Raw genomic sequence first — 22,143 nt, 5'->3', positions numbered from 1 at the left:
CTATCTAAACAAGTCGGTGCCAACGAGGTAATTGAGTTCTTCATACGCCCCAATCCGGTCGGCTTTCAGGCGGTTTAACAGGCGAATACTGTCGTTGTAGGCTTCAATCAAATCGACAAACTCGATGAGGGTAAGATTACCTTTCTGAAAACTGATGATGACGCCCTTGTTTAACTCTTCGAACTGGGCCGTAAAGGAGCCCTCGACAGCTTGTACCTGTCGTTCCACCTCCCGTACCTTTTGCAGAGAGGTCGTTACGTCATTACTGATTTGAATAGCTTTCTGACGCTGCAGATGACTCTGGTAGTTAATCTGGCTTCGGGCCGCCCGAATGGCTCCCTGATTCCGGTTGAAAATTGGAATGTCGCCCGAAACAGAGAGGCCAACATAATTCTGAATGTAACTCCCTGCCTGGTCATAAGTACCACCTACGCGTAAATCCGGTGTGGCCAGTGCCCGTTGCAGAGTATAGTTTAGTTCGGCCTGCCGGGTCAGCGATGCCGATGCCTGCAGGTCAGGGCGGTTGCGGAGGGCCATCTGCCGAAGTGTATCGTCGGGTTGAGTAGGCAGGTGATAACGGGGCAGGGTTTCGTCGGCAACGCGCGGGCGAATGGGCTGGTCGACAGATAGCAGGGTTCGTAAGGCCCGCTGGTCGTCGGCTAACTGGAAAATGATTTCGGTACGGTCGTTATTGACCTGAAACAGTAACGCTTTCAGCCGGAGTAATTCCCGGAGCGAGACGTTACTTTTTTCGTACTGTTTTTCATAGGCTGCCACGGTCGTCTGGAGGGTGGCAATCTGCTGATCGAACCGGGTCAGGGTTTGCTGCTGGAAATAGATAGAGTAAAACCGGCTGCGCAGGTCAAAGCGTAAACCGCGCAGCAAATCCAGCAATTCGAGTTCTGTTAAACGAGCGGCTTCTGATGCGAGGGCAACGCGTTTATTGCGTTTGCCGGCGGTGTACAGGAGTTGCTGCACCGAGAGGATCTTTTCGCCCTGTCGCCCAACATCCAACACCCTTCTGGTTTCATTATTGTAGGTACTAAGCTCCAGCGATACCGTTGGGTTCTCGTACAAACTGGCTTGCAGAATCTGCGCCTGACTGGCATCAATCCGAAATCGTTCAGCCAGCAGGAACAGATTATTTTTTAGAAACAGGCTATCGGCCTGTCTGAGTGTAAATTGAAGAGAATCCTGCGCCGGGGAAACATGGGTAAATAGAAAAATAAAAAAGATAGTGATTAATAGCCGCATGAGTGGGGAAACAATGGGCTACAAAGGTCACTGATTTACGGTTGATAGTAGATTAAGGGAGGTTTAGAAAAAGATTAGAAAAAAATTAGAAGGGGTTACACATGAGGCAGCGAAATAGTAAACGTGCTGCCCTCACCAAGTGTACTATCAACAGTCAGGGTACCCTGATGCAGTTCAATCAGTTTGGCCGAGATGGATAAACCAATCCCAAACCCATCGTAGCCCAGCGCGTTTTGAGCGCGGTAGAAAGGTTCAAAAACACGCTGACGATCTGCGTCGGCCATGCCAATTCCCTGATCGCGAATGATGATCTGGCATTGTTTGGTATCTGTACTGATTTTCACCTGAGCCGTATGATCATCCGAATATTTACAGGCATTGTCAAACAGATTCAGCAGTACCTGTTTCAGCAGCTCTTCGTTGCCCTTCACAACGGTTTCCGTTTCGGAGTCGGGAATGTTTTTGTAGTCTATGTCAATCCGGTAATTCGGTTTAGCATCCATCAATTCATCTTTTGCCATAAAAACGATATCGTCGATACGAACGGGTAAAAAAGGCATCTGATTGCTCGTTTCCAGGGTGCGGGCCAGAAAAAGCAGGCTATTGGTCAGGTCGATAAGCCGGTCGGTGTCCGACATCAGGTTTTGGAGAACGGCCTCGTGTTCGGTAACCGTTAACGGTCGGCGAAGACCCAGTTGAATTTCAGATTTCAGGGCGGCCAGGGGTGTTCGGAGTTCGTGCGAGGCATGGGATACGAAACTTCGCTGCTGCTCGAAAGCCTGATGCAGTCGTTCCAGTACATCGTTGAAATTCATAGCCAGCCGGGCAATTTCATCCTGCCGGTTGCCCTCGTCCAGCCGTTGCTGGAGGTTGCGGGCCGTGATAGTCGATACCTGCTGATTGATCTGGCTGATAGGCTGTAATGACTGCCCGGCAAAGAAAATACCCAGACCAATGGTAATGCCAATTCCCACCAGCAATCCCCAGCCCAGCGTTAGCCGGAGGTTGGCCAGTTTACTGCGGCCAAACTGGTCATAGGCGGAGGCAAGTACCACAAAGTCATGGTCATTCTGGCGGTACAGTAAGCCTATCAGTTCATTTTGACCACTATAGGTTTCTACATCCTTCTGATTCCGGACATCATTGAGCAACGCAATCCGGTAATGAATGACCTGATCGTCGACGCTGGAATAAATGAGTCGGTTCTGGGCATCAAAAACCAGCACCTTCTCCTCGAACAAGGCGGTCAAGGTGTTATGGTCAATAATTTTGAGCAGCTCCCTGTCTACTTCTTTTACCTCGATCAGGAAGCGAACGGTTGTTCGGGCTTTGTTTTTTAGCCGATCGTAAAACTCTTCACGCCGGTACGTAGCGGACACAAAGTAGATCAGAACCGAAAAAATGATTAGAATAGAGGCCACAATCAGCGAGAACTGAAGCGCAATTCGGTTACGAATAGTCATTCTTTGACGGGTTGGAAGCGAGGAGTTGAGAAAGTTGGCGGAGCAGTCGTTCGTTACTTTCGATGGGTCAATATACTAAAAACACCCCCTTCCAGCTGATCGGTTTTGGGAATACCGTACCTGGTGCCAGTTGCCCTATCCCTAAAAACAACTCACTTAATCAAAAATGCCCGCTTACAAGGTTGTAAGCGGGCATTTTTGATTAAGTGAACGTACGCTTATGCGTGCTGGCGTTCGTGTTTGCCTTCCCGGATTTCTTCAATCATTTTCTTGTTGAAGGCTGGAATATCGTCGGGCTTACGGCTGGTTACCAGTCCCTGATCGGTTACTACTTCTTCGTCGACCCAGTTGGCACCGGCGTTTTTCAAGTCCGTCTGGATGGATGGATAAGAGGTCAGTTTACGGCCTTTCACCACGTCCGCTTCAATAAGCATGATGGGGGCGTGGCAGATAGCGGCTACCGGTTTTTTAGCTTCGAAGAAGTGCTTTACAAATTGCACCGCTTTGGGTTCGGTTCTGAGTTTGTCGGGGTTCATTACACCACCCGGCAATAGTAATGCGTCATATTGAGCAGGGTCTGCACCAGCCAGAGGAAGGTCGACCGGAAACGAGTCGCCCCATTCTGTTGAATCCCACCCCTTCACATCACCCCCTTTGGGAGCAATCAGGTGCGTAGTGGCACCGGCATCCTGTAATGCTTTGCGTGGCTCGGTCATTTCAACCTGCTCAAAGCCATCCGTTAGTAGAATAGCGACTTTTTTACCCTGTAATTGCTTTTCCGTGTTCATGGTCTCGTTGAGTTATATATCAAATTACTTACTCTACTACAACCATCGGGAATTGGAGATTGTTATCAGTTTAGGGCAAAAGCGACGTATTTGCCCCCCGATTTGGTTTGGAGTGTCTTTGGTGGCAGCAATGAAAATCAGTCCCGTTCCGGTCATCAGCGGGCCGCCATAATTGTCGGTTCCGGTTGGGGGATGCCTTTAGCGGTTAGTTCAGGGTATTCGCCTAATGGCACCAGCGGTGTTCGCCTGTGTTCAGATCAATGGCGGTGAAGGTGCCCCAGGGCGGTGCGCTGACCGGATAACCAGTGCGGTCGTCCCAGCGGTTATAGCCTGTGTGCTGACACGGAATTATTCCCTTTCGAACACTGACCGTTGTTGACGCTCCATTTTTATTGAACAGGAAATCAACGATGGCTTCGCGTTCTGCATTGGGCAGGTGCGAAAACGAGGGCGAACGTTTTCGGCGCTGACCTGGTCGAGTGGGGAGTAGTGGCTTCGGTTTCCGTCGCCATTATATTCGGCCCAATTTGTATCGGGTAGAGGAGGCCATAAAGCGGGTAGCCATACTGACTACCGTTGCCAGACCAATCAGATACTTCATCGCTCAGGGCTTTCTTGTCACAAAATAGTTGTGGTGGCAGATTCCTAATCTGCCACCACAAAAGGAAAACAACCTAAGCCTTTCTACTGCTTCAGACTTTTGATGTACGCAATGCTTTTGGGCATTTGCTCGTACTCTTTATTACTTTCATCCTCAATGTAATAATGCTTGACACCGGCTTTTTTCGCCAGGCGTATAATTTCTGGAATATTGACCTGACCATCACCAAGGGTTACGTCGTTTTCGGGTGGTGTTCCACCGGTCAAATCGCCTTTTACGCCTTTTCTGAGGTCTTTCAGGTGAAGTAGTTTGAAGCGGCTACCGTACTTTTTCAGCAAGGCAACCGGGTCACCCCCGCCGTGTTGCGTCCACAAAATGTCCATCTCGAAGGAAACATATTCCGGGTTGGTATTTTTGACGATATAATCGAACAAGGTACCGTCTTCGTAGGGATGAAATTCATAGCCGTGGTCGTGGTAGCAAAACGTAAGGCCGTTTTCCTTCAGCACTTTGCCCACCTGGTTGAAATCGGCAACAGCTTTTTTCGCGTTTTCCAGGTTGAAGTTCGCTTTCTGATGCGGAATCCAGGCGACCATCACAAAGGAAGAGCCTAATGCTTTTGCCTTGTTGACAACGGCCATCGGGTCTTTCACAATCTGCTCATAACCAGCACCCGTCGACGAAATGGTGATACCCCGCTCATCGCACAGTTTTTTAAATTCGGCTTCTGTCATTCCTTTGGGCGCACCCGCTTCCATGTCGGTAATGCCAAGGGCTTTGATCGTATCCAGCGTGGCAATCACATCTTTGGGGAAACTGGCCCGGTAGGTGTATGATTCAACGCCAACCGGGAAAGTGTAGAGCGGCTTACCTTTCTGGGCAACGCTGTCGGTCAGGCTAAGTCCGGCGGCAAGGGCCAGACAGACTGGAAAAAAGATTTTTTTCATGATTATCGGTTTTTCTTTTTTAATTCGTCAACGGCATAGCTGGCGGCCCGGGCGGTGAGTGCCATGTACGTTAGCGAAGGGTTTTGGGTCCCCGTCGAGGTCATGCACGCACCATCCGTAACAAACACGTTCTTACACTGATGCACCTGGTTCCACTGGTTAAGGATGGATGTTTTGGGGTCTTTTCCCATGCGTACACCACCCATTTCGTGAATATCGGCTCCCGGATTTGAATGACTGTCGGAGGCTTTGACGTTCTGGAAGCCCGCCAGGGTAAACATCTCAGTGAACTGCTCCATATAATCCTTCACCATTTTATCATCGTTCTCCGTCCAGTCTGCCGAGGTAACCAGCAGCGGAATCCCGTAAGGGTCTTTTTGGGTAGTATCCAGCCGAACGTGGTTTTTCTCGGTAGGAACGGTTTCGCCCATCATCCACGAACTGACGTGCCAGGGGCCAATCTGTGGGTTTAGTAGACTGGCTTTCAGGTCGGCACCCAGGCCATCGCGGTTTTGGGAGCTTCCCCGGCCCGCCCCAATCCCGGCGGCATAGCCGCGCAGGAAGTCTGTTTCCTGCCGGTGGAGGTTTCGGAAGCGGGGCATGTAGCCGTTACTGGGGTTTCGGCCATCGGTGGTTTTATCGGAGAAGCCGTCGTACTGCGCCGATACGTGCCCCCGGTAGTTGTGCCAGGCAATAAATTTACCCAGCAGGCCATTATCATTGCCCAGTCCATTCGGAAAACGGCTGGAAATGGAGTTCAGCAGAATCAGGTTGCTGTTGAGGGCGGAGCCGTTCACAAAGATGGTGTTGGCGTAAAACTCCATCATCTGTTTGGTGTTGGTATCCACCACCCGAACGCCGGAAGCCTTCCCTTTCTGTTCGTCGTAGATAATCGAATGCACCACCGAATGGGGGCGCAGGGTCATCTTGCCGGTCTTTTCGGCCCAGGGAAGCGTGGACGCGTTGCTGCTGAAATACCCACCCAACGGACACCCGCGCACACAAAGGGTACGGTTCATACACTGCGCCCGGCCCTGCTGGTAGTGAATAGGCTGCGGCTTGGTCAGGTGGGCGCACCGCCCCTGTACTACGTGCCGGTCTTGGTAGTTTTTCGCCAGTACGCCTTTCAGATGGTCTTCTACGCAGTTCAACTCAAAGGGGGGCAGGAATTCTCCATCCGGTAGTTGCGGCAAGCCATCTTTATTCCCCGAAATACCCGCAAATTTTTCTACGTAACTGTACCAGGGGGCAATGTCGGCGTAGCGGATGGGCCAGTCGACAGCAAAGCCGTCTCGGGCGGGTCCATCGAAATCAAAATCGCTCCACCGCTGGGTTTGCCGCGCCCACAGGAGTGACTTGCCGCCAACGTGGTACCCACGGGTCCAGGTAAAGGGCTTCTCCTGAACGAAGGGTTGTTCGCCTTCTTTTATAGCCCATTGCAGGGTTTCTTCCCGCATAAATGAACGGCTTTTGCCATACTCCGCCCGAAGGGCCAGCGGCACCTGCCCCCGGTGCGGAAAATCCCACGGGTTCAGGTTGGCAGTAGGGTAATCCGTTACGTGTTTAACATCCCGCCCGCGCTCCAGCACCAGCGTCTTCAGCCCTTTTTCACACAGTTCTTTCGCAGCCCATCCACCACTTATGCCCGACCCGATAACGATGGCATCGTAGGTCATTGCCTTTACAGCGTCTATGTTCAGGTTAGCCATTTTTTTTATAGGATAAAATAAGACGTTTTCGCCATCAGACTATCGTTTATTGTTCATTTCCTTCGCTGATGATACCGCCGACGGCACCGGTACACACCCGTAATAATGACCGGGTGCCATAACGTAGTGGTAAAAAGTAGTCATCACATACTCCGAGGTGGTGTACCCTTGAATGGTGAGATTTTTCACCAACGCCAGAAATTCCTTTTCATCGGTGTCGGTGCTGCTGGCAAGCCGGGTCAACAGGGCCAGTCGCTGGGTTGCGTCGGCCCGGGCAAAGGGTTTTCCGTAGCTCTCCGTTGCCAGGGCATCTACCCTTTCCAGCCCGTTTTTGACCTTGTCCTGCACCTCTTTTTCGTAGCAGTCGGTCAGCATCCGCTGCACAAAACCTGGAACACCCAGTTCTTTGGCCCCCGGCGTATCCGTTACCGGAATAATCGTGTCGACCACATCGGCCAGCAGGTCGCCCGCAGCAGCTGACAGGTACGCGGTTTTAGCCCCGACCGACGCTTTGGTCCAGGCGGTAGCCCAGGCCGGCGCCACAAAGAGAGTGCCCGCGGTCAGGGTCAGGTATTTAATGGCTCCCCGTCTTTGCATAATTTTAGCTGAAGCAGTAGTTCGTGTCATAAGACAGAATCAGGGGCTTTTTACTTAGGGATAACCCTAAGGTGTTTATATTCAGGGTTATCCCTACTTTTCGGCGAGATGCCTTGACTCAGAAGTAGATTGCTACCTTTTAACACTCTTTTGGGTATGCAACGAAGGACGTTTATTCAGAACACCAGCCTACTCACCGCGGCCTTGAGTACAACCGGACCGGAGCTTTTAGCCACTGCAAAACCAACTGTGTTGACTAAAAATAAGCTGCCGAAATGGAAGGGATTCAACATGCTGGATTTCTTCTCGCCCGACCCGGCCAATAGCCGTCCGGCTACGCAGGAGGATTACTTCAAATGGATGCAGGACTGGGGCTTCGATTTTGTCCGGCTCCCGATGGCCTACCCTGCCTATCTGACATTCGACCGTAGCCGTCACATCACCCCCGAAGAAATATACCAGATTGACCCGCAGGCCGTTGACCGGATCGACGCACTGGTGGCGATGGCACACAAGTACAACCTGCACGTTAGCCTTAATCTGCACCGGGCACCGGGCTACTGTGTCAACGCGGGCTTTCATGAACCCTACAACCTCTGGACCGATCAGGCTGCGCTGGACGCATTCTGTTTTCACTGGGCTATGTGGGCCAAACGCTACAGGAACGTATCGCCCCGGAAAATCAGCTTCGATCTGTTGAATGAGCCCAGTATGCGGGCCGACATGAACGACCAGCATTCGGCACGGAGTACGGTGCCGGGAGAGATATATCGGAAAGTGGCAAAAGCGGCTTTCGAGGCCATTCGCAAAGAAAACCCGAACCACCTGATTATAGCCGACGGCAATAATACCGGCAGCTCGGTCATTCCCGAAATCACCGACCTCGATATTGGGCAGAGTTGCCGGGGTTATACGCCGGGCATCATATCCCATTACAAGGCACCCTGGGCTAACAAAGACCCGGAACACTTACCCGAACCCAAATGGCCGGGGCAGGTGGGGGACAAATACCTGAGTCGCGCCATGCTTGATACCTTCTATCAACCCTGGATTGACCTGGTCAACAAAGGCGTTGGCGTGCATTGTGGCGAATGTGGTTGCTGGAACAAAACACCCCACGATGTTTTCCTGGCCTGGTTTGGCGATGTTCTCGACATTCTGTCAAGCAACGGGATTGGCTTTGCCCTCTGGGAGTTTGTCGGCTCGTTTGGTATCCTGGATTCCGGTCGTACCGATGTAGCGTACGAAGACTGGTACGGCCATAAACTGGACCGTAAACTGCTGGATTTACTCCGGAAAGTGTGACATTAAGCCCATTCCTCTGCAAAGTGGTCGGTGTGGTTGGTGTGGCGGTTCGTACGCCGGGCATACAAGTCGCTATCTGTGAGGCCTGCGGTATCAAGTTCGAGTGCCATAGCCCAATCGCCCAGCGTTGACGCCTGTGTTTCAAAAGCCATTTCCTGCCGCAGGTAATCGGTAGTTTGTTTGTACCGAGCCGTTTCTTCCACTAATTCTATCGTAAGTTGCCGGGCATAGGCTTCATCACCCGAAGCATTCAGCAACCGGGCAAACTGAGTAGAGAATTCACTGTAGGGGTAATTTTGCAGGCCCTTATCAACGGAAAGCTGAACCTGACGGTACGACTGCGATACGAAATAAAGAAGTTGATTGATATTGTTCATAACTATAAATGTATTTAGTCTTTTCTAACAAGAATCTTATTCAAATATTACAAAAAATAATCATTTGTATCTATAACTATTTATATAGTAGGTTTTTTCTACTTTAAACTAAAAAATTACAAAGAAATGAAATTTGGATTTCGTCTTGTTCCGGAAGTAAAAATTGGTAATAACTGCCCCATCCCAACTTAATCATGACTTAAAAAGGCTAACTACACTCGTATAGGCACTTCGTTACAAATGCGGAAAATCGCTAAAAAATAATGTGAGATTAGTCGCTCCTCCAGCCGTCCCCTTGTCTGCAATCAATTATTATTCAATAGATTGCTCCCGTATTTTCGCAGCTACAAACTACCCTTCACAATGCGCTATTTTTTTCTTTTTCTTTTGCTGGTTACGGCAAAGCTTTCCCTTGGGCAGACAAATCCAGGCTTTAGCAGGATGCTGGATTCTTATTACGAGAAGTTTCTGGCGCTGAACCCTACCGTTGCCTCCAGTAAGGGTGATTATCGCTACAACGACCAACTCGAAAATCCAGTTAGTCAGCCTTATCGGGATGCCATGAAACAACTGTACACGCAATACCTGGATTCACTAAAGCGATATCCGGAAAACCAGCTTTCAGCACGGGATAAGCTCAGCTATCAGATTTTCCGGTATGACCTGCAGAAGAATCTGGAAGGGTTCAACTTCCCGACGTACCTCACGCCCGTTAGCCAGATGAGCGACTTTCGGATTCAGTTTTCGCAGATGGGGGCGGGCAGCAGCGTGCACCCCTTCAGGACGGTAAAGGATTACGACGATTTTCTGAAGCGAATGGATGGATTTAAGGCCTGGGCGGATACGGCCATCACGAATATGCAGAAAGGCATGGCGCTAAATTATGTGCAACCGGTAGTGGTTATGGAAAAGGTGTTGCCCCAGATTAAGGTAATGCTGGTGGATGATGTGACGAAAAGCCTGTTTTATACCCCAATCAAAAATCTGCCCGCCAGTTTTTCGCCGGCCGAAAAACAACGCCTGACGGCGGCTTATACGGCGGCTATTCAGCAAAAAATTATCCCGACTTACAAAAAACTGCATACGTTTATTCAGAACGACTACCTGCCGAACTGCCGTAAAACGGTGGCGATTTCGGCCGTACCCAATGGGAAAGAACAATACGCATACCTGGTTAAAACCTGGACCACTACCAACCTCACGCCCGATGAAATACATGCCCTGGGATTGAGCGAAGTGAAACGTATCCGGCAGGAAATGGACGCGATTAAACAACAGGTTGGTTTTACCGGCGATCTGAACGCCTTCTTCAAGTACGTCGCCACTGACCCCAAGTTTCTGCCTTTTCAGACCGAAGAGGATGTAGTAGCCCGCTATCAGACGGTTTATGCTACCATGAAGCCTAACCTGCCGAAGTTATTCAATAGGGTACCCAAAACGGCCTTCGAGATACGGCCGATTGAAAAATACCGGGCGGCTACCTCGGCAGCGCATTACATGGGTGGCACGCCCGATGGCTCACGACCCGGCGTTTTTTACTTCCCCGTGCTCGATGCAACGAAATACAGCTACTGGCGCATGGAAGACCTCTTTCTGCACGAAGCCATTCCCGGGCACCACTACCAGATTTCGTTGCAAACCGAAAACGAAGCCGTTCCCGGTCTTCAAAAGATTGGCCGCTACGGTGCCTATGTAGAAGGCTGGGGTTTGTATGCCGAGCGGTTAGGGAAGGAACTCGGTCTTTATAACGACCCATTTGAGATGTTGGGTTTTTATCAGGGTGAAATGCACCGGGCCATCCGGCTGGTAGTCGATACGGGAATGCACCACAAAGGATGGACCCGCGAACAGGCCATTGCCTACAGCCTGGATAATGAACCAACAACCGAAGCAGCTGCGATTCAGGAAATAGAACGGTACATTGCCATGCCCGGTCAGGCGGTTTCCTATAAAATTGGTCAATTGAAAATCTCGGAAATTCGCCGGAAAGCGGAGAAAAAACTGGGTAAGCAGTTCGACATTCGGGCTTTTCATGATGAAGTGTTGAAAGATGGTGCTATGCCGTTACAAATCTTCGATGCTAAACTGGATGCCTGGATAAGCAGCCAACTGGCAACTGGTAAAAAAAGTTAACGTCCCGAATCGACACCTCATTTTCATGCCTTTAACCATTACACTTCTTGGAATTCTGGCCCTGATTTTACTGATTTCGGTGGTGCGCCTGCACGCGTTCCTGGCGTTCATGGCCGTTTCACTCGGTGTTGGTCTGGCCCTGGGATTAAAGCCGCTGGTTATTGTTGATGCTATTCAGAAAGGCATTGGCAGTACGCTGGGGTCTATTACGGCCATTATTGCGCTGGGCGCTATGCTGGGGAAACTGGTTGCCCAGAGTGGCGCTGCCCAGCGCATTGCGGTTAACATGATGGAACTGGTGGGTACCCCCCGCGCCCGCTGGGCGTTCATGATAACGGGATTCATTGTGGGTTTGCCCCTTTTCTACTCGGTGGGGTTTATGCTACTGTCTCCACTGGTCATTACGGTGGCGCACCGGTACAAATTACCGGCGTTGTATATTGCGTTACCCATGCTGGCCTCGCTGTCGGTTACGCAGGGATATTTGCCCCCGCATCCCGCTCCGCTGGCTATTTTGAAGCAGTTTGACGCTAACATGGGACTGACGCTTTTTTACGGCATCATCGTTTCCATACCAGCCATTCTGGTTTCGGGTGCCCTGTTCGGGTCTACGCTGAAGCGCTATACCACTCTGCCCAACCCGGCTTTCATCTCCCCCGATCTGAAAGCCGAAGAAATGCCTTCCAGCAGTGTTAGTTTCCTGACTGTTCTGCTGCCTATTCTGCTCATTGGTCTCAGCACGCTAATCAGCCCCTTTTTGCCCAATGGCTCCGCGGGTCAGCAACTCATCCTGTTTTTGGGTGAACCCATCGTTAGTATGTTCATCGCGGTGCTGGTGGCTATCTACACCTTAGGCCTGCGTCAGCGGAAAACAATGACCGAGGTTACAGCCCTCCTGGCCGATTCCGTAAAAGATGTAGCGATGCTATTCCTGATTTTTGGTGGTGCCGGAGCCTTAAAACAGGTGCTAACCGATGGGGGTGTTAACCAGTCCATTGCCGATATGATGAATGACTCGTCGGTGCACCCGTATATACTGGCCTGGGGCATGGCCGCGCTCATCCGGGTATGTGTGGGGTCGTCGACGGTATCGGGCATTACAACCGCGGGGTTCGTAGCACCCCTGTTGGCTTCGTCTGGGGTGGAGCCTAACCTGATGGTGTTGAGTATCGGGGCCGGCAGCATGATGTTCTCCCATGTTAATGACACGGGTTTTTGGCTATTCCGCGAGTATTTTCAACTCTCGATGGTTGATACCCTGAAAACCTGGTCTATTATGGAAACGCTGGTGTCTGTGTCCGGTTTAGTGGGCGTGATGGCGGTAAACTGGGTAATTACGTAAATCAAGGCAACTGAATACGGTATGAATCATCTTTACACGCGCTATTTTTTTGGTCTGTTTTGGCTAGCCGCTTCCCATCTGTATGGTCAGTCAACCGGTAAAGGTGACCGGATTACGGGGGCTACTTTCGCCACGCGAAGTCCGGTACTGGGGCAGCATGGCATGGTGGCAACCAGTCATCCCCTGGCTACTCAAATTGGGCTTGATGTCCTGAAACAGGGTGGTACGGCGGTGGATGCCGCCATTGCGGCCAATGCCGCCCTCGGTGTTGTAGAACCGAATAACGGCGGGATTGGGGGTGATCTGTTCGCCCTTGTCTGGTCAGCGAAAGAGAAGAAACTGTACGGGCTGAACGCCAGTGGTCGCTCACCCCAAGGGCTGACCTACGATCGCTTGAAAAAGACGTTGGGGAGTCAAACACTACTTCCGCTCTACGGACCACTGTCGGTTTCGGTACCCGGCGCGGTAGATGGCTGGTTTCAGTTACACCGGCGTTTTGGTAAACTACCGATGCGTAATCTGCTGGCTACCAGTATCCGCTATGCCCGCGAAGGTGTTCCGGTTCCGCAGGTGATCGCCTATTCCTGGCAGGTAGCCGCGAACAGGCTGGCGGCCAGTGAAGCTGTTGTGAAGGAGTTCGATAACTTCCGGAAAACGTTTCTGATTAGCGGTAAAGCCCCCGTTGAAGGACAGGTATTTCGCAATCCTGATCTGGCAAATACCTACTCGATCATCGCCAGTGGGGGGCGTGATACTTTTTACAAAGGTGTACTGGCCGATGCCATTGACCGGTATGCCCAACGGACCGGTTTGTATCTTCGTAAAGCAGATCTGGCAGCGCACACGAGTAACTGGATTGAGCCGATATCGGTTAATTACCGGGGTTACGATGTGTTTGAGTTGCCGCCCAATGGACAGGGCCTGGCCGTTTTGCAAATGCTGAACATTGTAGAAGGGTTTGACCTGAAAAGCCTGGGCCACAACAGTGCCGATTATCTGCATCTATTGGTCGAAGCCAAAAAGCTGGCGTTTGAAGACCGCGCCCGGTATTATGCCGACCCGGATTTTGCCAAAATTCCCCTGACTGAGCTGTTATCCAAAGAGTATGCAGCCAAACGCCGGCAACTAATTGATCTCAAAAAAGCGCAGGAACGCATTGATGCCAGTGAGCCTGCCCTTCGTGCCGGCGATACCGTCTATCTGACCGTAGCCGACGATCAGGGAAATATCGTTTCGCTTATTCAAAGCAACATGCTGGAGTTTGGTAGTGGGATGGTGCCCGATGGACTGGGGTTTGTGCTGCACAACCGGGGTACCAGTTTTAGTATGCAATCCAGCCACGCCAACGTATATGCCCCCGGTAAGCGTCCGTTTACCACCATTATTCCCGGTTTTGTGACGAAGGATGGGACTCCTTTCCTGAGTTTCGGCGTGATGGGTGGTGCTATGCAGCCGCAGGGCCATTTGCAGGTACTTTGCAACATGATCGACTTTGGAATGAACGTGCAGGAGGCCGGTGATGCCGCCCGATTCAGTCACTCTGGCAGCAGTGAACCGACGGGAACAAGTATGATCGATGGCGGGAAGGTGGCACTGGAAACTGGAATAGGTAATGATGTACGAACGGAATTAGAAAAGCGGGGGCATCGGATGGCTTTGACCGACTTTTTCGGTGGTTACCAGGCCATTCAGTGGGACCCCATAAACCGGGTTTACCGGGGTGCTTCTGAGATGCGTAAAGACGGGCAAGCGGCTGGCTATTAGGTAAAACGGTAGCGTGTGGATGGCTTTGATAAGCAAACAAGATTGGTTCGGAGAAACACAAATTCTATTTACAGACCACATACTCTGCTTTCAAAGTGATAATACTCCACAGAACTTGTGGAGAAACATAAACACATTGATTTGTAAAAACGCGTAAGTAGTTAAGGGTCAGTAGTTGGCACAGATTTGGCAGGTAAACCGTAAATAAACCGTTTATAGTAGATTATTCAACGTTATGGCAACCTTACTAGAGCAGATAGAAAACTTCTTCGGTGGTAATGATACAAATACAGACGAGGGATTACGCGATTTGTTCATCAGTGAACTGAAAAGCGTTTATTATACAGAAAAACAGATAACAAAGGCATTAGGCGAACAGGCGGAAGCTAGTACGACCGACGAAGTGAGGCAGGCGTTCCTGCAACATCAGGAAGAAAGTCATCTGCAACAGGAGCGGCTCGATGATATTTTCAGAATCATAGGTGTAAAAACGGAAGAGCGATCGGCTGATGCCATTGATGGACTCATTGAAGATGCCAAACGGATGATCTCTGATACAGAAACGGGGTCGCTGACACGGGATGCGGGACTTATTATATCGGCTCAGAAAGTAGAACACTACGAAATTGCCATTTACGGATCACTGCTGACGCTGGCTCACGTACTGGATTTCACACAGTCGGCAGAATTGCTGGCCCTATCGCTGGAAGAAGAAAAAGAAACCGACCGTAAATTAACCATACTGGCCGAATCGTTCATCAACAATCGCTCAAAAGCCGAAGAAGAAGCGCACCCCGGGAGTCACCACGAGGGTAGGCATCCTGCTCACACACCCGACGTCACGCTTGGCGGTACACTGGGTGTGTAGGGTATCCGGATTGAAGAGAACATCCCTAAACGCAGAAAAATAATTTTTACTCACGAAGGTGAAATGACAAACAAAAAACCTCCATATCACAAGGACATGGAGGTTTTTTGTGGGCCAGGCAGGGCTCGAACCTGCGACTTACTGATTATGAGTCAGGCACTCTAACCAACTGAGTTACAAGCCCGTTGCTGATTGATTGCTCAAATTCAGCGATGCAAATTTACGGTTTTTTTCGATAGAAGCGTGGAATTCATAGAATTCTACACGGAAAAACAACCGATTACCATCAACCGGCCGCAGTCACAACCCGGCTGTAGGTTATCTTTGCCTGATGGCAACGCCGAACAAGAAAAAAATTCTGAACGACCCCGTCTATGGGTTTATCACGATCCCTACGGAACGGCTCTACGATCTGGTCGAGCATCCGTATTTTCAGCGGCTTCGGCGCATTAAACAACTAGGGTTGTCGGAATACGTGTATCCGGGCGCGTTACACACCCGCTTTCACCACGCGCTGGGGGCTATGCACCTGATGGGGCAGGCCATGAATACGCTGCAAAGTAAGGGCCATTGCATCAGCGAGGCCGAATGTGAAGCGGCACAAATCGCTATTTTATTGCACGACATTGGCCATGGGCCGTTCTCCCACGTGCTGGAATACACTTTGATGGACAACGTATCGCATGAACAGATTTCGCTCATGCTTATGCACGACCTCAACCGGCAATTTGATGGGGCGCTGGCACTGGCTATCCGCATGTTTGAGGGAACATACGAACGGCCCTTTTTTCATCAGCTCATTTCGAGTCAGCTGGACATGGACCGGATGGATTACCTCAACCGCGACGGGTATTATACGGGTGTAGCAGAGGGAGCTATCGGTGCCGAACGTATCATTAAAATGCTGGATCTGGCCGATGACCACTTAGTCGTAGAAGAAAAAGGAGTGCTGAGCGTAGAAAATTTCCTGAATGCCCGTCGGCTGATGTATTGGCAGGTGTACCTGCATAAAACATCGTTATGCTGCGAGTCGATGCTGGTTCAGATTCTGCGCCGGGCGCGATTTCTGATTCGGCAGTCGGGAGGGGACCCCATTGTTGTGTCGGATGTGTTTCGGTTGTTTCTGCGCGAACACGTAACACTGGCCGATTTTCAGACAGACCGCCGGTATCTGGACTCGTTTATGAAACTGGATGATTTCGATGTCTGGGCGTGTATCAAAGAGGGAGCAACCCATTCCGACCCGGTTTTGTCGATGCTTTGTCAGATGCTGCTCGACCGGAAGTTGTTTAAAATTATGCTCTCCACGGAGCCTTTCTCGGGGGAGTTACTAACACAAATTGAAGGGCAATTCCGTGAAAGTGGTATGCCCGATGATTGGATTACCTACTTTCTGGTAGAGGGGCAGGCAACCAATGCCGCCTATCTACCCTCTGGCGACCGGATTGCCATCAAGCTGAAATCGGGTAAAGTGATCGATATTGCCGATGCTTCTGACTTATCGAATATTCAGGTGCTGACCAATATTGTTCGCCGATATTACGTTTGCTGGGCAAGAAATCTGGCTATCGGTGAAGAGCATACCTAGGGGCACTAGTCATGTCACTTCCCTCGTCAGTTGTAGAAAAGTGCAATTTGTTAGCTACCTTAGCGGCTATATTTCCCGCTGATAACAGGTATTTTGTGACGGCAATTATACGCATATGAAGTTTACAGTCAAGCAGATTGCCACACTGCTCGGGGGCGAAATCGCCGGAAATGAGATGCTGGCAATCACTGGATTAGCAAAAATTGAAGAAGGGAAATCAGGCGATATTTCGTTTCTGTCGAACCTCAAGTATGAACCACACCTGTATACTACACAGGTGTCGGCTGTAATTGTTGACCGCTCCTTCGAGCCTAAAAAGCCAGTGTCGCCCACACTGATTTTTGTAGAAAACTCCTACTCCGCCTTCACTCAATTGCTGGAAGAGTACCACAAGCAACTAATTTTTTCCAGGGTTGGCGTAGAACAGCCGTGCTACATGGGCGATGGCTGCCAGACGGGCGAACAGATTTACCGGGGTGCCTTCTCGTATATCGGCCGTAACTGCCAGATTGGGGAAAACGTAAAAATATTTCCTCATGCTTATATCGGTAACAATGTTCATATTGGCGATAATACCATTATTCATCCCGGAGCGCGGGTATTGGATAATTGTGTAATTGGGCGGTACTGCGTGGTTCATCCTAATGCCGTTATTGGCAGTGAGGGGTTTGGCTTTGCTCCCCAACCCGATGGAACCTACAAAACCATTCCTCAACTGGGCAATGTCATTCTGGAAGACAACGTAAATATTGGCTCCGGAACCACGATTGACTGTGCTACATTGGGATCGACTATTATTCGGAAGGGCGCGAAACTGGATAACCTTATTCAGATTGGTCACAACGTCGAAATTGGTCGAAACACGGTAATTGCTGCTCAAACGGGCATATCGGGGTCAACGAAACTTGGCGATAACTGCGTTATTGCCGGTCAGGTTGGCTTTGCCGGCCACCTCTCGATTGCCAATGGTACCAAAGTAGGTGCCCAGTCGGGGGTAGGGAAGAATATTTACGAAGAAGGTACCGCTATTAACAGTTCGCCCGCTTTCGGTTTAAAAGAAAGCATGCGCTCACTGGCCGTTTTTCGTCGGCTTCCCGAACTGGATCAGCGATTGACTAAACTGGAAAAGAAAAATGAAAAATAAGTTCACAGTTTATAGTTTACGGTTTACGGTTGCGCGAAGCGGTATTGTTAATTCTACAATGGAATAATAAGGCCGCTTCGCGCAACCGTAAACCCCAAACCATAAACTGTGAACCGACACTAATGAATACCAAACAACAGACGATTCTAAAATCCGTATCAGTATCGGGAGTGGGCCTACACACGGGTGTTCGGGCTACGATGACTTTTTTACCTGCTCCTACGAATCACGGCTATAAATTCCAGCGCATCGACCTGCCAGGTCAGCCTATTGTGGATGCCGACGTGGATAACGTAGTGGATTTGTCGCGTGGTACAACCATTGAGCAGAGTGGTGCCCGGATTCATACGGTTGAGCATACACTGGCTGCCCTCGTAGGGTTGCAGCTGGATAACATACTGATTCAGCTGGATGGGCCGGAACCACCCATTATGGACGGCTCTTCAATCCAATTCATCGATGCACTGCGCGATGCCGGTATTGAGGAACAAAACGCGACCCGTAATTACTTCGAGGTGAGCGAATACGTTCATTACAAAAATTCAGAAAAGGACATTGAACTGGCAGCGTTGCCCCTGAACGATTACCGCCTGACGGTGATGGTTGATTATAACTCGCGGGTTATCAGTAGTCAGCACGCCTACCTGAACGATATCAGTCAGTTTCCGGAGCAGATTGCCAACTGCCGGACCTTTGTTTTTTTGCACGAACTGGAGACGCTGTATAAGCAGGACCTCATAAAAGGGGGGGATTTGACGAACGCTATTGTTATTGTAGACCGGGACGTGAAAGATGGCGAACTGGATTACCTGGCCGACCTGCTCAAAAAACCCAAGGTTAGCGTAAACGAGCAGGAGGGAATCTTAAACAACATTAAACTACACTATCCGAATGAAATGGCCCGCCATAAACTGCTCGACGTGGTGGGGGATTTGGCCCTGATTGGCCGACCCATTAAGGCGCAGATTCTGGCGGCCCGGCCCGGCCACGCAGCTAACGTAGCCTTTGCCAAAAAGATAAAGAAGCTCATTCAGAAAAATGCGGCCAATCAGGTACCCCAGTATGACCCAACACAGCCGCCTGTACTGGATATTAATCGTATTTCGCAGTTGCTGCCCCACCGCTACCCGTTCCAGATGATTGATAAAATCATTGCCCTGGATGAGAATAGCGTAGTTGGTATCAAAAATGTGACGATGAATGAGCCCTTTTTTCCGGGCCATTTTCCCGGTAATCCGGTAATGCCGGGCGTTATGCAACTGGAATCCATGGCACAAACGGGCGGTATTCTGGTATTAAGCACCGTACCGGACCCCGAAAATTACTGGCCTTTTTTGGTAGGAATCGAGAACTGTCGGTTTAGACGCAACGTTTTACCCGGCGACACGGTCATTTTTAGGTGTGAATTCACATCGCCCATGAAACGGGGTATCGTAAAAATGCAGGGTCGTGGCTATGTTGCCAACCAGTTAGTGTGCGAAGCCGATATGATTGCCAGCCTCGTGAAGAAAAAATAGTCATTAATTGTCATTGATTGTCATTCGTGGTCATCTGTTGCCGCAAAAAATGACTAGGAATGACAATCAATGACAATTAATGACCAAAAAAATAATGATTCAACCATTAGCCTACATTTCACCCGAAGCGAAAATTGCACAAAACGTGGTGATTGAGCCGTTTGCCATTATTCATAAAGACGTTGAAATTGCCGAAGGGACCTGGATTGGTTCGCACGCGGTTATCAACGAAGGCGCACGTATTGGTCGAAACTGCAAGATTTATCCGGGTGCCGTTATTTCATCGACTCCGCAGGATTTGAAATTTAATAATGAATATACCCGAACCTTTATCGGTGACAATACAACCATCCGCGAGTACGCAACCATCAGTCGGGGTACGGAAGAGCACTGGAAAACCGAAATTGGTGCCGACTGTCTGGTTATGGCCTACGCGCACGTAGCGCATGATTGCCGCATCGGAAATCATTGCATCATCATCAATAATGTGCAGATGGCGGGCCACGTTCACATGGGCGACTGGTCAATTATAGGCGGGTCCAGCTCCGTACACCAGTGGGTGAAGATAGGTGCGCACGCCATGATTTCGGGCGGTTCGCTGGTGCGTAAGGATGTACCCCCTTTCACAAAAGCGGCCCGCGAACCACTGGCCTATACGGGTATCAACTCCATCGGACTGCGTCGGCGGGGGTTCGAGAATGATAAAATCAACCAGATTCAGGAAATCTACCGCTACATCTATATGCGGGGGTTGAACAATGCCGACGCGCTGACAAACATCGAACTCGAATTACCGCCCTCCGATGAACGCGATGAAATCGTGAACTTTATCCGCAGTTCTGAACGGGGTATTATGCGGGGGCCATCGTCTAACGGGGAAAAAGAATAAGCACCATCGGGTATTCTCTCCGTACGTTACTCACGCTGTAATACCGTTTCTGGTGTTTCCACAGCCTACAGGGATAGCACGTCATGATAACCATTGAAGCCGGACAGGTAGGGAAAAAGTATCGGAAAGAATGGATTTTTCGGCGAGTAGACCTGACCCTCTCCAGTGGAAGTAGCTATACCTTTGTTGGCCCCAATGGGAGCGGAAAATCGACCTTACTGCAACTCCTTGCCGGGAGTTTACCAAGTACTGAAGGCAAATTGGTCTATCGGCTTAACGAGGCTGTACTGGATCCTGACCACTGGTTCCGGCAGGTGAGTATAGCCGCTCCCTATCTGGAACTGGTGGAGGAATTGACCCTGATCGAATTGTTGACGTTTCATCAGACCTTCAAGCCCTATAAGATAGGCCTGACGCCCGATAGTATTGCCGAACGCCTGTTGCTGACTCACGCCCGCCATAAAGAGATCAAGTACTTCTCGTCCGGTATGAAGCAGCGCGTGAAGCTTGGGCTGGCTTTCTTTTCCCGTTCACCTGTTGTTATTCTGGACGAACCAACCGCTAACCTCGACCGGCAGGGGGCCGCCTGGTATCGCGAGCAGGTGCGGGAACTACTGAATCCCGCCGATGAGGAAGCCCCTCTTTTGTTAATCGGCTCTAACCAGCCCGATGAATACGACTTTTGCCCGAATGTGCTGGACGTCATGCAGTGGAAATGAGATGATTCCCTGTAAGTTTACGGGCGAATCAGTCATATCAGCACCATGAAACAACATTACCTTATTGTCCTGTTTCTGTGGACTATCTATTTGAGCGGGGAAACCATGGCTACGGCTCAGCGTACGCCATCCGGTTCGGATTCACTCGCAGATAAACGTGCAACTGCTGATAAGGCCACTATTCTCTTTGAAAGTGACGCTGCCCTGGCGTTTACGCTGACGGCTAATCTGCGGGCACTCTCCAAAGACAGAGGAGACCAGCCGGTTGAGCATGCGGCTGTCCTGATACACAACGAGGCAAAAGGGGTAGATACGCTTCCGCTGACGTTGAAAGTAAGGGGTAATTTCCGGCGTAGTAAAGCCAACTGCGCGTTTCCGCCCCTGCTGATGGACTTCCCCAAAAAGAAGACCCGAAACAGCCTGTTTGCCCATCAAAACAAACTGAAACTGGTCACACACTGCCAGGTCGACGAATGGGTGGTGCGTGAATATCTGGTGTATAAACTGTATAATTTGCTTACCGACCTGAGTTTTCGTGCCCGGCTGGTTCGCGTCACCTACGCCGACTCGCTGGGGAAACGTACGCCCGAAACGCATTGGGGCTTTCTGCTGGAAGACGACAGTGAGGTAGCCAAACGAAACGGGGTAAAAGTCAGTAACCTGAAACAATCCAGCATGTATTATGCTGACTCGCTCAGTATGGCTACGGTTGCGGTATTCGAATATATGATTGGTAACACCGATTGGTCGGTCCCTTACCTGCACAACATCCGTCTGTTCGCTAATGGGCAGGCCGGTTCGCTGCCCGTACCTTACGATTTTGATTATTCTGGTATTGTTGAGGCTAGTTATGCCATTCCACCAGAGCAGTTGGGTATTCAGTCGGTTCGGGAACGGCTATATCGGGGACCTGTTTATTCCGTTGCGCTGTTTCAGCGGGTGTTTAACAAATTCAATGACATAAAACCGCAATTTTATGCCCTGTACCAGAACGATAATCGCCTGGATAAAGGCTATGTGAAACGGACTCTGAGGTACCTCGATGAGTTTTACGCGCTTATCAACAAACCGGAAACGGCACGCCTTGCGTTTAATGAGGATGCTAAAAATGGCGTGGTTGTTAAGGGTTTAAAATGAC

The 22,143-nt window shown here is 50.3% G+C and carries 18 protein-coding genes, 1 tRNA gene and 1 pseudogene; 11 read left to right on the top strand and 9 right to left on the bottom strand.

Annotated elements, in window-relative coordinates; genetic code table 11:
• The 7 genes and pseudogenes from B157_RS0126800 to B157_RS0126775 all read right to left on the bottom strand — a co-directional run bounded on the left by B157_RS0126800 (position 1) and on the right by B157_RS0126775 (position 7,359).
• Entirely contained in the window at positions 1 to 1,254 is a 1,254-nt protein-coding gene (locus B157_RS0126800; RefSeq protein WP_020606396.1) for a TolC family protein, read from the bottom strand.
• A gap of 95 nt (positions 1,255 to 1,349) precedes the next feature.
• Positions 1,350 to 2,717, bottom strand: coding sequence for a sensor histidine kinase (locus B157_RS0126795; protein ID WP_020606395.1), 1,368 nt, complete (start codon positions 2,715 to 2,717; stop codon positions 1,350 to 1,352).
• Between the two features lie 218 nt (positions 2,718 to 2,935).
• Positions 2,936 to 3,505, bottom strand: coding sequence for a type 1 glutamine amidotransferase domain-containing protein (locus B157_RS0126790; RefSeq protein WP_020606394.1), 570 nt, complete (start codon positions 3,503 to 3,505; stop codon positions 2,936 to 2,938).
• Positions 3,506 to 3,619: 114 nt separating this feature from the next.
• Positions 3,620 to 3,956 (bottom strand): annotated as a pseudogene (locus B157_RS39895) (pyrroloquinoline quinone-dependent dehydrogenase); the annotation flags it as partial.
• 233 nt (positions 3,957 to 4,189) lie between these two features.
• Positions 4,190 to 5,053, bottom strand: coding sequence for a sugar phosphate isomerase/epimerase family protein (locus B157_RS0126785; RefSeq protein ID WP_020606393.1), 864 nt, complete (start codon positions 5,051 to 5,053; stop codon positions 4,190 to 4,192).
• Positions 5,054 to 5,055: 2 nt separating this feature from the next.
• The gene (locus tag B157_RS0126780; RefSeq protein WP_020606392.1) at positions 5,056 to 6,762 is read right to left on the bottom strand and encodes a GMC oxidoreductase; all 1,707 of its coding nucleotides are present in this window, start codon (positions 6,760 to 6,762) and stop codon (positions 5,056 to 5,058) included.
• Between the two features lie 39 nt (positions 6,763 to 6,801).
• Positions 6,802 to 7,359 (bottom strand): gluconate 2-dehydrogenase subunit 3 family protein, encoded by a 558-nt coding sequence (locus B157_RS0126775; protein ID WP_041952292.1) that lies wholly within the window; start codon positions 7,357 to 7,359, stop codon positions 6,802 to 6,804.
• Between the two features lie 156 nt (positions 7,360 to 7,515).
• On the opposite strand from B157_RS0126775, the gene B157_RS0126770 reads away from it, so the two are divergent.
• Complete coding sequence (locus B157_RS0126770) at positions 7,516 to 8,664, top strand: glycoside hydrolase family 5 protein (RefSeq protein WP_020606390.1); 1,149 nt, start codon at positions 7,516 to 7,518, stop codon at positions 8,662 to 8,664.
• A 2-nt stretch (positions 8,665 to 8,666) separates the two neighbouring features.
• Here B157_RS0126770 and B157_RS0126765 read toward each other — a convergent pair whose 3' ends face one another.
• On the bottom strand, positions 8,667 to 9,041 hold the full coding sequence (locus tag B157_RS0126765) for a hypothetical protein (protein WP_020606389.1): 375 nt from the start codon (positions 9,039 to 9,041) through the stop codon (positions 8,667 to 8,669).
• Positions 9,042 to 9,404: 363 nt separating this feature from the next.
• Here B157_RS0126765 and B157_RS0126760 point away from each other — a divergent pair, with 363 nt between their 5' ends.
• The 4 genes from B157_RS0126760 to B157_RS0126745 all read left to right on the top strand — a co-directional run bounded on the left by B157_RS0126760 (position 9,405) and on the right by B157_RS0126745 (position 15,148).
• Positions 9,405 to 11,174 carry a DUF885 domain-containing protein gene (locus B157_RS0126760; RefSeq protein ID WP_245565277.1) on the top strand — a complete coding sequence of 590 codons (1,770 nt, stop codon included), beginning with the start codon at positions 9,405 to 9,407 and terminating at the stop codon, positions 11,172 to 11,174.
• A 25-nt stretch (positions 11,175 to 11,199) separates the two neighbouring features.
• Positions 11,200 to 12,516: a gluconate:H+ symporter gene (locus B157_RS0126755; protein ID WP_020606387.1), complete on the top strand. Its 1,317-nt coding sequence runs from the start codon at positions 11,200 to 11,202 to the stop codon at positions 12,514 to 12,516.
• Between the two features lie 21 nt (positions 12,517 to 12,537).
• Positions 12,538 to 14,280, top strand: a complete 1,743-nt coding sequence (ggt, locus tag B157_RS0126750) for a gamma-glutamyltransferase (protein ID WP_020606386.1) — start codon at positions 12,538 to 12,540, stop codon at positions 14,278 to 14,280.
• A 235-nt stretch (positions 14,281 to 14,515) separates the two neighbouring features.
• Positions 14,516 to 15,148, top strand: a complete 633-nt coding sequence (locus tag B157_RS0126745) for a YciE/YciF ferroxidase family protein (protein ID WP_020606385.1) — start codon at positions 14,516 to 14,518, stop codon at positions 15,146 to 15,148.
• A gap of 110 nt (positions 15,149 to 15,258) precedes the next feature.
• Here the strand turns inward: B157_RS0126745 and B157_RS0126740 are convergent.
• Positions 15,259 to 15,332 (bottom strand) — tRNA-Ile (locus B157_RS0126740).
• A 147-nt stretch (positions 15,333 to 15,479) separates the two neighbouring features.
• Here B157_RS0126740 and B157_RS0126735 point away from each other — a divergent pair.
• The 6 genes from B157_RS0126735 (at position 15,480) to B157_RS0126710 (ending at position 22,142) form a co-directional block, all read left to right on the top strand.
• Positions 15,480 to 16,736, top strand: coding sequence for an HD domain-containing protein (locus B157_RS0126735; RefSeq protein ID WP_020606384.1), 1,257 nt, complete (start codon positions 15,480 to 15,482; stop codon positions 16,734 to 16,736).
• A 115-nt stretch (positions 16,737 to 16,851) separates the two neighbouring features.
• Positions 16,852 to 17,880 carry a UDP-3-O-(3-hydroxymyristoyl)glucosamine N-acyltransferase gene (gene lpxD / locus B157_RS0126730; protein WP_020606383.1) on the top strand — a complete coding sequence of 343 codons (1,029 nt, stop codon included), beginning with the start codon at positions 16,852 to 16,854 and terminating at the stop codon, positions 17,878 to 17,880.
• Positions 17,881 to 18,002: 122 nt separating this feature from the next.
• Positions 18,003 to 19,397, top strand: coding sequence for a bifunctional UDP-3-O-[3-hydroxymyristoyl] N-acetylglucosamine deacetylase/3-hydroxyacyl-ACP dehydratase (locus B157_RS0126725; RefSeq protein ID WP_020606382.1), 1,395 nt, complete (start codon positions 18,003 to 18,005; stop codon positions 19,395 to 19,397).
• A gap of 94 nt (positions 19,398 to 19,491) precedes the next feature.
• The gene (gene lpxA / locus B157_RS0126720) at positions 19,492 to 20,286 is read left to right on the top strand and encodes an acyl-ACP--UDP-N-acetylglucosamine O-acyltransferase (RefSeq protein ID WP_026308986.1); all 795 of its coding nucleotides are present in this window, start codon (positions 19,492 to 19,494) and stop codon (positions 20,284 to 20,286) included.
• Positions 20,287 to 20,369: 83 nt separating this feature from the next.
• Complete coding sequence (locus B157_RS0126715) at positions 20,370 to 21,005, top strand: ABC transporter ATP-binding protein (RefSeq protein WP_020606380.1); 636 nt, start codon at positions 20,370 to 20,372, stop codon at positions 21,003 to 21,005.
• Between the two features lie 45 nt (positions 21,006 to 21,050).
• On the top strand, positions 21,051 to 22,142 hold the full coding sequence (locus B157_RS0126710) for a hypothetical protein (RefSeq protein WP_020606379.1): 1,092 nt from the start codon (positions 21,051 to 21,053) through the stop codon (positions 22,140 to 22,142).
• Position 22,143 lies beyond the last annotated feature (1 nt).

The sequence above is a fragment of the Spirosoma spitsbergense DSM 19989 genome (assembly GCF_000374085.1).
Lineage (GTDB): Bacteria > Bacteroidota > Bacteroidia > Cytophagales > Spirosomataceae > Spirosoma > Spirosoma spitsbergense.
Note: the sequence above shows the minus strand (reverse complement) of the source record. Positions and strands in the feature narration are given on the sequence as shown.

Excerpts from the sequence above, each read along its gene's own strand:
- B157_RS0126800 (WP_020606396.1), bottom strand. The coding sequence starts at position 1,254 with ATGCGGCTATTAATCACTATCTTTTTTATTTTTCTATTTACCCATGTT.
- B157_RS0126795 (WP_020606395.1), bottom strand. The coding sequence starts at position 2,717 with ATGACTATTCGTAACCGAATTGCGCTTCAGTTCTCGCTGATTGTGGCC.
- B157_RS0126790 (WP_020606394.1), bottom strand. The coding sequence starts at position 3,505 with ATGAACACGGAAAAGCAATTACAGGGTAAAAAAGTCGCTATTCTACTA.
- B157_RS0126785 (WP_020606393.1), bottom strand. The coding sequence starts at position 5,053 with ATGAAAAAAATCTTTTTTCCAGTCTGTCTGGCCCTTGCCGCCGGACTT.
- B157_RS0126780 (WP_020606392.1), bottom strand. The coding sequence starts at position 6,762 with ATGGCTAACCTGAACATAGACGCTGTAAAGGCAATGACCTACGATGCC.
- B157_RS0126775 (WP_041952292.1), bottom strand. The coding sequence starts at position 7,359 with ATGCAAAGACGGGGAGCCATTAAATACCTGACCCTGACCGCGGGCACT.
- B157_RS0126770 (WP_020606390.1), top strand. The coding sequence starts at position 7,516 with ATGCAACGAAGGACGTTTATTCAGAACACCAGCCTACTCACCGCGGCC.
- B157_RS0126765 (WP_020606389.1), bottom strand. The coding sequence starts at position 9,041 with ATGAACAATATCAATCAACTTCTTTATTTCGTATCGCAGTCGTACCGT.
- B157_RS0126760 (WP_245565277.1), top strand. The coding sequence starts at position 9,405 with ATGCGCTATTTTTTTCTTTTTCTTTTGCTGGTTACGGCAAAGCTTTCC.
- B157_RS0126755 (WP_020606387.1), top strand. The coding sequence starts at position 11,200 with ATGCCTTTAACCATTACACTTCTTGGAATTCTGGCCCTGATTTTACTG.
- ggt (WP_020606386.1), top strand. The coding sequence starts at position 12,538 with ATGAATCATCTTTACACGCGCTATTTTTTTGGTCTGTTTTGGCTAGCC.
- B157_RS0126745 (WP_020606385.1), top strand. The coding sequence starts at position 14,516 with ATGGCAACCTTACTAGAGCAGATAGAAAACTTCTTCGGTGGTAATGAT.
- B157_RS0126735 (WP_020606384.1), top strand. The coding sequence starts at position 15,480 with ATGGCAACGCCGAACAAGAAAAAAATTCTGAACGACCCCGTCTATGGG.
- lpxD (WP_020606383.1), top strand. The coding sequence starts at position 16,852 with ATGAAGTTTACAGTCAAGCAGATTGCCACACTGCTCGGGGGCGAAATC.
- B157_RS0126725 (WP_020606382.1), top strand. The coding sequence starts at position 18,003 with ATGAATACCAAACAACAGACGATTCTAAAATCCGTATCAGTATCGGGA.
- lpxA (WP_026308986.1), top strand. The coding sequence starts at position 19,492 with ATGATTCAACCATTAGCCTACATTTCACCCGAAGCGAAAATTGCACAA.
- B157_RS0126715 (WP_020606380.1), top strand. The coding sequence starts at position 20,370 with ATGATAACCATTGAAGCCGGACAGGTAGGGAAAAAGTATCGGAAAGAA.
- B157_RS0126710 (WP_020606379.1), top strand. The coding sequence starts at position 21,051 with ATGAAACAACATTACCTTATTGTCCTGTTTCTGTGGACTATCTATTTG.